Source organism: Microbacterium sp. Bi128, assembly GCF_918698205.1.
Genome location: NZ_CAKKMM010000143.1, coordinates 1 through 9,335 on the forward strand (window position 1 = coordinate 1; position 9,335 = coordinate 9,335).

General features: G+C 67.6%; 6 protein-coding genes and 1 pseudogene. 1 reads left to right on the forward strand and 6 read right to left on the reverse strand.

Annotated features, from left to right (window positions below; genetic code table 11):
• Window positions 1–612, reverse strand: a pseudogene (locus tag LQV45_RS11920) (peptidoglycan bridge formation glycyltransferase FemA/FemB family protein); the annotation flags it as partial.
• A gap of 114 nt (window positions 613–726) precedes the next feature.
• Here LQV45_RS11920 and LQV45_RS11925 point away from each other — a divergent pair.
• Entirely contained in the window at window positions 727–1,296 is a 570-nt protein-coding gene (locus LQV45_RS11925) for a TspO/MBR family protein (protein WP_230007213.1), read from the forward strand.
• A gap of 108 nt (window positions 1,297–1,404) precedes the next feature.
• On the opposite strand, the gene LQV45_RS11930 is transcribed toward LQV45_RS11925, so the two are convergent.
• The 5 genes from LQV45_RS11930 to gcvP all read right to left on the reverse strand — a co-directional run bounded on the left by LQV45_RS11930 (window position 1,405) and on the right by gcvP (window position 9,322).
• The gene (locus tag LQV45_RS11930) at window positions 1,405–2,817 is read right to left on the reverse strand and encodes an L-serine ammonia-lyase (RefSeq protein WP_230007214.1); all 1,413 of its coding nucleotides are present in this window, start codon (window positions 2,815–2,817) and stop codon (window positions 1,405–1,407) included.
• Between the two features lie 183 nt (window positions 2,818–3,000).
• A complete protein-coding gene (glyA, locus tag LQV45_RS11935; protein ID WP_290370241.1) occupies window positions 3,001–4,338 on the reverse strand; it encodes a serine hydroxymethyltransferase in 1,338 nt (445 codons plus the stop codon).
• The gene (gene gcvH / locus LQV45_RS11940) at window positions 4,335–4,718 is read right to left on the reverse strand and encodes a glycine cleavage system protein GcvH (RefSeq protein ID WP_230007215.1); all 384 of its coding nucleotides are present in this window, start codon (window positions 4,716–4,718) and stop codon (window positions 4,335–4,337) included. Before gcvH ends, glyA begins: the two co-directional genes overlap by 4 nt.
• A 521-nt stretch (window positions 4,719–5,239) precedes the next feature.
• On the reverse strand, window positions 5,240–6,388 hold the full coding sequence (gcvT, locus tag LQV45_RS11945) for a glycine cleavage system aminomethyltransferase GcvT (protein ID WP_230007216.1): 1,149 nt from the start codon (window positions 6,386–6,388) through the stop codon (window positions 5,240–5,242).
• Between the two features lie 12 nt (window positions 6,389–6,400).
• Window positions 6,401–9,322: an aminomethyl-transferring glycine dehydrogenase gene (gcvP, locus tag LQV45_RS11950; RefSeq protein ID WP_230007217.1), complete on the reverse strand. Its 2,922-nt coding sequence runs from the start codon at window positions 9,320–9,322 to the stop codon at window positions 6,401–6,403.
• Window positions 9,323–9,335: the final 13 nt, after the last annotated feature.

Consider the following 9,335-nt stretch of genomic DNA (forward strand, 5'->3'; position numbering starts at 1 on the left):
GACCTGGGACTTGGCTTCCACCGTGGTGGTCATCAGGGCATACATGGCCCGGAAGTTCTCTTCCGTGGGCTCGACGTTGTGGACTTCCACGCCCTCGCGGATGGCGCGGCGCACGGCGTTGCGGCCCCGGGAGTGCAGGTTGCGCAGCAGCTGGTTTTCCTCGGGCGCAATATCGAGCAGCGCCGTGGAGTCGTTCGGCTGCAGGTTGTGGGTCTTGACCAGTCCGGCGGCCTCAAGGATCCGCGCGGCGTCGTCGGACAAGACAACATCCGGTTCGATCTTGATCGCGAAGACGCCCAGCTTGGCCCTTTTGACGAAGTCCGCGTTCGCCGCGACGATCCCGGGGACGTCCTCGACCGACGCCACGTCGGGTCCCTTGATCAGGTACCAGAGCTTGCCGAGGACCGGAAAGGACTTCTCCAGGATCAGGTTGTAGCTCGTGTAATCGGCCGACTCGTACACCAGGTGCAAGGGCTTCCAGCCAAAGTGCTGTTTGACCTCGGCGAAGGCTTCCGATTGCAGGAGATTGCCGCCGTTGGGGTTCGCCGTGACGTGGGCATCCCAGTTGGCAATCTCTTCGGCAGAGGCAAAACGGGCAGTGAATTCTCGCAAGGGTGCGGTATCCAATCATTGCGGTACGAGCTTCGGCGGCATGCGGACATGCAGCGCCAAGTCTATCGGTCCGCACCCTGCCGCCGGTCCGGGTCAGGCGGTTAGGCTGGTCTCATGCAGGCTCAGCAACAACCGCTGGAAGGCCGTCCCGGGGCGCCCGGCGGCCACTCTAAGGGCGTCGGAAGCGGCGCGGGCAGCGGCTTGTCCCAGGTGGTCGCGCTGCTTCTGTTCCTCGGCGCGTCGGCGCTCGTTGCGGCCTTGGGCGGCCTGGCCACGGCCAACCACGTCAACGGCTGGTACGCCACCGCGGACAAGGCCCCGTGGTCCCCGCCGAACTGGGTTTTCGGGCCCGTCTGGACGGTCCTGTACGCCGCCATGGCCGTCGCGGCGTGGCTGGTCTGGCGCAGCCGCGCCCCGGGGTCCAAAGCGGCCCTGACAGCCTACGGCGTGCAGTTGGGGCTGAACCTGCTCTGGACGCCGGTCTTCTTCGCCTTGTACCCGGCGCTCGGGACGCCGGCGCTGTGGATCGCGTTCGGGATCATCGTGGCTTTGGCCGTGGCCGTGGCCGCGACGGTGGTGCTCTTCGGACCGATCAGCCGGGCGGCAGGACTGCTGATGCTGCCCTACCTGTCGTGGATCGTGTACGCATCCTCGCTGAACCTGTGGGCGGCACTGCACAACTAGCGCCTGCACAGCTGCAGGCCGCACAACTGTAGGCCGCATGGCTGTAGGCCGCGCAGCCGGAGCAGCCGGCCAGCGCCACGTCAGCCCCGGCCGGCGGCGGTCAGCTTCCTAGCACTCCACGACGTTGACGGCGAGGCCGCCCATCGCGGTTTCCTTGTATTTGGAGCTCATGTCCTTGCCGGTTTCGCGCATGGTCACGATGACTTCGTCCAGGGAGACCCGGTGCGTGCCGTCGCCCCAGAGCGCCATTTTGGCGGCGTTGATGGCTTTGGCGGCGGCGATCGCGTTGCGTTCGATGCACGGGACCTGCACGAGCCCGCCGATCGGATCGCAGGTCAGGCCCAGGTTGTGTTCCATCGCGATTTCCGCGGCGTTCTCCACCTGCTGGGGCGTGCCGCCCATGACTTCGGCCAGGCCGGCGGCCGCCATCGACGACGCCGAGCCCACCTCGCCCTGGCAGCCGACCTCCGCCCCGGAAATCGAGGCCTGCTCCTTGTACAGCACGCCGATGGCGCCGGCGGTCAGCAGGAACCTGACGATCGTCTCGTCCCGGTCGGCCTGGGTGGCCTGGTCCATGCCGGGGGCGAAGTGCAGCGCGTAGTAGAGCACGGCCGGGATGATGCCCGCGGCGCCGTTGGTGGGGGCGGTGACCACACGGCCGCCCGAGGCGTTTTCCTCATTCACGGCCAGGGCGATCAGGTTGACCCATTCCTGCCAGTACTTCGGGTCCCGGTAGTCGGGGTCCTGGCCGCGGGTTTCCTTCATCAGCCGCTCGTGCCAGTCCGGGGCCCGGCGGCGGACCTTGAGCCCGCCGGGCAGCAGCCCGGTGCGTTTGAGGCTGACCTCGACGCAGCCTTCCATCACCGAGTAGATGTGCAGCAGCCCGTCGCGGATTTCCGCTTCGGTGCGGGAGGCGCGCTCGTTGACGAACATGATCTGCCCGATCGAGAGGCCCTTGGACTGGCAGCGGCCCAGCAGTTCCGCGGCCGTGCGGAACGGCAACGGCAGTTCCTTCTTGGATTCGTCGAGCTCCTTCAGGGCCGCGTCCTCCTCGCCCTCGCGGACGATGAAGCCGCCGCCGACGGAGAAGAACGTGGCTTTGTGGACGGTTTCGCCGTCGGCGTCGGAAACCGTGAACGTCATGCCGTTGGTGTGCCGGGGCAGGATGGTCAGCGGCCGCAGGATCATGTCCTTCACCCCGTACGGCAGGGCGACCGAGCCGGCCAGCTGCAGAGTGCCGGTCTCAGCGATCGTGGCCAGCCGTTCCTCCACTTCCTCGGGCAGGATCAGTTCGGGGTGGAAGCCTTCCAGGCCGAGCAGGATCGCGGTCATGGTGCCGTGCCCGTGGCCGGTGGCGGCCAGGGAACCGTACAGGTCCACGCGCAGCGACGCTACCTTCTCCAGGTTCCCGGAGGCCTTAAGTTCCTCGGCGAAGAGGGCGGCGGCCCGCATGGGCCCCACGGTGTGTGAGCTGGATGGCCCTATTCCGATGGAAAAGAGGTCGAAGACTCCAACAGCCATTGTCGGTTCCTAACTAGGTCTTGCTGTGGCCCGGCAGAGGGTCCTGCCGGAAGGCGCTGCGGGCGCTGGTTGGCGGCCGCATGCCGGATGCACGACGCCGGGCGGCGGCTTGTGGCGGCAACCCGGCGTCGTGATCTGTACTGCTGTTAGTTCTGTACTGCTGCTACTTCAGTCTTACGTCGCCTAGGCGAGGTTAGCAACCGAGGGGTAGAGCGGGTGGGCGGCGGCGAGGGCCTGGACCCGGGTGCGGAGACCGGACAGGTCCGCGCCGGCGTCGGCGGTCAGGGCCTCGGCGATGATGTCGGCAACCTCGGTAAAGGCCGCCTCGCCGAAGCCGCGGGTGGCCAGCGCCGGGGTGCCGATCCGCAGCCCGGAGGTGACCATCGGCGGGCGCGGATCGAACGGCACGGCGTTGCGGTTGACGGTGATGTCGATGTCCGCGAGCCGGTCCTCGGCTTCCTGCCCGTTGAGCACGCAGTTGCGCAGGTCCACGAGGACCAGATGCACGTCGGTGCCGCCGGAGATCACGTTGATGCCCTTGGCGGTCACGTCCGGCTGGACCAGGCGCTCGGCGAGGATCCGGGCGCCGGCCAGGACGCGTTCCTGGCGCTCCCTGAACTCCTCGGACGCGGCGATCTTGAACGCCACGGCTTTGCCGGCGATGACGTGCTCCAGCGGCCCGCCCTGCTGGCCGGGGAACACCGCGGAGTTGATCTTCTTGGCGATCTCGGCGTCGTTGGACAGGATGATGCCGCCGCGCGGACCGGCAAGGGTCTTGTGCGTGGTGGAGGTGGTGACGTGCGCGTGCGGGACCGGGGACGGGTGCAGACCCGCGGCCACGAGCCCGGCGAAGTGCGCCATGTCCACCATCAGGTAGGCGCCCACCGAGTCGGCGATCCGGCGGAACTCGGCGAAGTCGAGCTGCCGGGCGTACGCGGACCAGCCGGCAACGATCAGCGCCGGCTTGTGCTCCAGGGCCAGGGCCTCGACCTCGGCCATGTCGATCCGGTGGTCCTCTTCACGGACCTGGTACGGAATGACATTGTAGAGCCGGCCGGAGAAGTTGATCTTCATGCCGTGCGTCAGGTGCCCGCCGTGCGCCAGGTTCAGGCCCATGATGGTGTCGCCCGGCCGGATCAGGGCGTGCATCACCGAGGCGTTGGCCTGCGCACCGGAATGCGGCTGCACGTTCGCGAACCCCGCACCGAACAGGGCCTTGACCCGGTCGATCGCGAGCTGTTCGATCACATCAACGTGCTCGCAGCCGCCGTAGTAGCGCTTGCCCGGGTAGCCCTCGGCATACTTGTTCGTCAACACCGAACCCTGCGCCTGCATCACAGCCTTGGCGGTGTGGTTCTCCGAGGCGATCATCTCCAAACCGTCACGCTGCCGGGTGAGTTCGGCGTCGATCTTCGCGGCGATCTCCGGATCCAGCACGGACAGGTCCGCGTCCAGGCTCGCGGAGACGACCTGCTCAAACGCCAACGTCTGTGTGCCCGCGGCCGCCGATGCGCCGCTCACAGCTCGCCACCGTTCTTGGACGCGTACTCCTGGGCCGAAAGCAGCGGGCCGTCGGACTCGGCGGCGACCTTGAAGAGCCAGCCGGCACCGTACGGGTCGCTGTTGATCAGCGCGGGGTCATCGACGACGGCAGGGTTGATTTCGGTGACCTCACCCGTGACAGGGGCGTACAGGTCCGAGACCGACTTGGTCGACTCGACCTCGCCGCAGGTCTCCCCCGCGGTCACCGCGGAACCGACCTCGGGCAGGTCCACGTAGACGATGTCGCCCAGGGCATCCGTGGCGACGGCGGAGATGCCGATGGAAACAACGTTTCCGGCCTCGCGGGCAACCCACTCGTGCTCGTCGGAGTACTGCAGTTCAGGGGCAACTTTTGCCATGTGTTTTTCCTTTACGTTTGAAAAGTCGTGGGCCACAACAATTGTGGTGGGTTGGGTGGCGGATGAGGCAATTCCTCCGCGTGCTCGCTCGTCCCTCGCTTAGACGCACGCTTCCGGAATCCCCTCACCCGCCGCTATTCAGTTCAGTTTTTGGGGCCAGCCGTTTCCCCGGAAGAAACAGTGGCTTTTCGATATCTTCCAGAGCCGGGGTGCTCCGAGGCTTCAAGGGTGTCATCAAGCTCAACCCCCAATGATCGGGCTTGGGACAACCCAGAGCCGCGGTAGGCGGTACATCCCCCAGCACTTTTGGCCTTCGAAGGCGCCCCAAATGAGGCTTGGAACTCGAGGTGAGTTGAACCCGAGGTGAGCTGCAGGGCCCCTTCGGGCCCGACATCCGGGAGCATGCGTCTAAGGGAGCGTTACGTCCGCTCAGCGGGCGTCTTCGCGACCGAGCATGCAGAGGATGCCGGGTCCGACGGGCTGACGCAACCACAGTCACGCAGCCCCCAGGACAGCTTCGGCTACTTTTGGCGCTTGTAGAAAGGCAGTGCGACAACTTCGAAGGGTTCGGCCTTGCCGCGGAGGTCGATGTCCAGTGCGGTGCCGGGCTCGGTGAATTCGACGTCGACGTAGGCCATCGCGACCGGGTAGCCCAGGCTCGGGCTGGGCTGGCCGGAGGTGACTTCGCCGACGACGTTGCCGTCCTTGAGGACCGGGTAGTGGCCGCGGCCGGCCCGGCGCCCGAGGCCCTTGAGCCCGACGAGCTTGCGGCCCGTCGTGGCGCCGGCGCCGGTTTCCTTCTTGGCGGCCAAGGCGGCCTTGCCGATGAAGTCGCCTTCCTTGGACAGGGCGACGACGGGGCCCAGGCCGGCGGCGAACGGATCGCCCTCCAGGGAGAGCTCGTTGCCGTAAAGCGGCATGCCGGCCTCGAGACGGAGCGAATCGCGGGACGCGAGACCGGAGGGGGTCAGCTCGCCGTCCTCTGCGATGGCGACGAGCGCCTGCCAGAGGGCGGCGGCGGCGTCGTTCGCGATGAAGATCTCGAAGCCGTCTTCACCGGTGTAGCCGGTGCGGGCCAGCAGGAGGTCCTGGCTGGCTCCAGCGAACATGAACGGGACGTCCACTGCGGCGTAGTACTTCAGGCCGGTGACGAGCTCGTGCTGCGCGGCGGGGACCAGGCGCAGCAGGATCTCCTGGGCCTTGGGTCCCTGCACGGCGATCAGCGAGATCTCGGCGGACGCGTCACGGACGGTGACGTCGAATCCGCCGTCCTTTCCGGAACCGGCGCGCTCGGCTAGGGCCGCGGCGACGACCTTCGCGTTGCCGGCGTTGGGGACCACAAGGAATTTCTGGTCGCCGCGGCGGTAGGTGATGAGGTCATCGATGATGCCGCCGTCCTCGTTGCAGATCAGCGAGTACTTGGCCTTGCCAATGGCCATCGCCGAAATCTTGCCCACGAGGGCGTAGTCCAGGAAGGCTGCGGCGTCGGGGCCGGTGACCCAGACTTCGCCCATGTGGGAGAGGTCGAACAGGCCCGCGGACTTGCGGACGGCGTGGTGCTCGGCTAGTTCCGAGCTGTACTTCAGCGGCATCTGCCAGCCGCCGAAGTCCGTGAAGGAGGCGCCGAGCTTCTTGTGCTCTTCGTAAAGTGCCGTGTAATTCTCATTCATCGGTGGCTGTCCCTAGCTGTCAGAGTCGGAGTGGGCGGAGTCGTCGGAGTGGACTGCTGTGTCTTCTTCGAAGGCCTCGAGGGGAGGGCACGAGCAGATCAGGTTGCGGTCCCCGGCTGCGCCGTCGATGCGGCCGACGGGCGGGAAGTACTTGTCCTGCTTGAGCGTGTGGACCGGGAAGACGGCCTGCTCACGCGGGTACTCGCGGGTCCAGTCGGTGCTGATCACGGCGGCTGCCGTGTGGGGTGCGTTGCGCAGCGGGGAGTTCTCCACCGTGAAATCGCCGTTGGAGACCTGGTCGATCTCCTGGCGGATGGTGATCATCGCCTCGATGAAGCGATCGATCTCCGCAAGGTCCTCGGACTCGGTGGGCTCCACCATGAGGGTGCCCGCCACGGGGAAGGACAGTGTGGGGGCGTGGAAGCCGAAGTCGATGAGGCGCTTGGCCACGTCCTCGGCGGTGACGCCGGTCCTGGCGGTCAGTTCACGCAAATCCAGGATGCACTCGTGGGCCACCAGGCCGCTCTCCCCCGTGTAGAGCACCGGGAAGTGCTCATCCAGCCGGGATGCGATGTAGTTCGCCGCGAGCAGCGCGGACTTGGTCGCCTCGGTGAGGCCGCGGCCGCCCATCAGCTTCACGTACGCCCAGGAGATCGGCAGGACACCGGCCGAGCCGTAGCGGGAGGCGGAGATCGGGGTGCCGTCGGCGCCATTGGCGGGATCAGCCGCGTTGCCCGGCATGAACGGTGCCAGGTGCGCTTTGGCGGCCACGGGGCCAACGCCCGGTCCGCCGCCGCCGTGCGGGATGCAGAAAGTCTTGTGCAGGTTCAGGTGCGAGACGTCGCCGCCGAACTTGCCCGGCTGGGCCAGCCCGACGAGGGCGTTGAGATTGGCGCCGTCGACGTAGACCTGGCCGCCGGCGGCGTGGATCGCGTCGCAGACCTCGCGGACGTCGGCGTCGTACACCCCGTGGGTGGACGGGTAGGTGATCATGATGCAGGACAGCGCGTCCTTGTGCAGCTCGATCTTCGCGGTCAGGTCCGCGTGGTCGATCGTGCCGTCCGAGGCCGTGGCCACGACGACGACCTTCATGCCGGCCAGCACGGCGGAGGCGGCGTTGGTGCCGTGCGCGGAGGCCGGGATCAGGCAGATGTTGCGCCGGGCGTCCCCGCGGGAGTGGTGGTAGCCGCGGATGGCCAGCAGGCCGGCGAGCTCGCCCTGGGAACCGGCGTTGGGCTGGATGGAGACCTGGTCGTAGCCGGTGATCTCGGTCAGCTGGCCTTCGAGGTCCTCGATCAGTTCACGCCAGCCGGCGGTCTGGGATTCCGGGGCGAACGGGTGGATGGACGCGAACTCCGGCCAGGAGATGGCTTCCATCTCGGCGGTGGCGTTCAGCTTCATGGTGCACGACCCCAGCGGGATCATGGTCCGGTCCAGGGCCAGGTCGCGGTCCGAGAGGCGACGGATGTAGCGCAGCAGCTGGGTTTCGGAGCGGTGGGTGTTGAACACCGGGTGCTGCAGGTAGTCGGAGGTGCGCTCGACGGCGGGGTCCAGGCCGAACGCAGTGTCCGTGCCTGCAGCCGCGGCAGTCACGGACGCGCCGAACGCGGCAATGACGTCGGCGACGACGGCCACCGTCGTGGCCTCGTCGGCGGAGATGCCGACGGTGTCGGCGTCAATGGCGCGCAGGTTGACGCCCTTGGCGTCGGCTGCCGCGATGATCTCAGCTGCCCGGCCCGGCACGGAGACGGTGATGGTGTCGAAGAAGGAGGTGTGCAGCACGTCCAGGCCGGCGGCCTTCAGGGAGGCGGCGATGGTCTTGGCGTGGACGTGGACCGACTGGGCGATTGCCTTCAGCCCGTCCGGGCCGTGGTAGACGGCGTAGAAGGAAGCCACGATGGCCAGCAGGGCCTGGGCGGTGCAGATGTTGGAGGTGGCTTTCTCGCGGCGGATATGCTGCTCGCGGGTCTGCAGGGCCAGGCGGTAGGCGGGAACGCCGGCGTTGTCCTTGGAGACACCCACGAGGCGGCCGGGCATGGAGCGCTCGAGCCCCTTCTGAACGGCCATGTAGGCAGCGTGCGGGCCGCCGAAGAACAGCGGCACGCCGAAGCGCTGGGCGGATCCGACGGCGATGTCAGCGCCCTGCTCGCCCGGGGACGTGATCAGGGTCAGGGAGAGGAGATCTGCCGCGACGGTGACGAGGGCGCCCCGTTCCTTGGCGTCGGCGATCACGGCGGTGTGGTCGAACACGCGGCCGGAGACGCCCGGCTGCTGCAGAACGACGCCGTTGATGACGCCGTCGGGCAGGCCCTTGGAGAGGTCGGCGACCTCGACCTCGAAGCCGAGGGCCTCGGCGCGGCCCTTGACGATCGCGATGGTCTGGGGCAGGCAGTCGGCGTCGAGGACGGTCTTGCCGTCGTGCGCCGTCTTGTTCTTATTCGCGCGGCGCATCATCAGCACGGCCTCGGCCACGGCGGTGGCTTCATCCAGCAGGGAGGCGTTGGCGATCGGCAGGCCGACCAGGTCCTGGACCATGGTCTGGAAGTTCAGCAGCGCCTCCAGCCGGCCCTGCGAGATCTCCGGCTGGTAGGGCGTGTACGCGGTGTACCAGGCCGGGGCTTCGAGGATGTTGCGGCGGATCACCGGCGGGGTGAGCGTGTCGTAGTAGCCCTGCCCGATCATCTGCACGGCGGTTTTGTTCTTCGACGCCAGCTTGCGCAGCTCGGCGAGGACTTCGACCTCGCTCAGGGCCGCGGCGAGCGCGAGGTCGGCGTCCTGGCGGATGTCCTTCGGAACGGCGGTGTCCACCAGGGCGTCGACGGTGTCGTAGCCGACAGCCTTCAGCATGGCGTCGACGTCGGCCTGGCGGCGCGCGCCGATATGCCGGTCAACGAAGGACGTGGAGGCTGGGGTAACAGTCACAAGGAACTCCATAACTCAGGCGGCG

What these genes read in the sequence shown, in the direction of transcription:
- LQV45_RS11925 (WP_230007213.1), top strand. Translation starts at nt 727, where the DNA reads ATGCAGGCTCAGCAACAACCGCTGGAAGGCCGTCCCGGGGCGCCCGGC.
- LQV45_RS11930 (WP_230007214.1), bottom strand. Translation starts at nt 2,817, where the DNA reads ATGGCTGTTGGAGTCTTCGACCTCTTTTCCATCGGAATAGGGCCATCC.
- gcvH (WP_230007215.1), bottom strand. Translation starts at nt 4,718, where the DNA reads ATGGCAAAAGTTGCCCCTGAACTGCAGTACTCCGACGAGCACGAGTGG.
- gcvT (WP_230007216.1), bottom strand. Translation starts at nt 6,388, where the DNA reads ATGAATGAGAATTACACGGCACTTTACGAAGAGCACAAGAAGCTCGGC.
- gcvP (WP_230007217.1), bottom strand. Translation starts at nt 9,322, where the DNA reads ATGGAGTTCCTTGTGACTGTTACCCCAGCCTCCACGTCCTTCGTTGAC.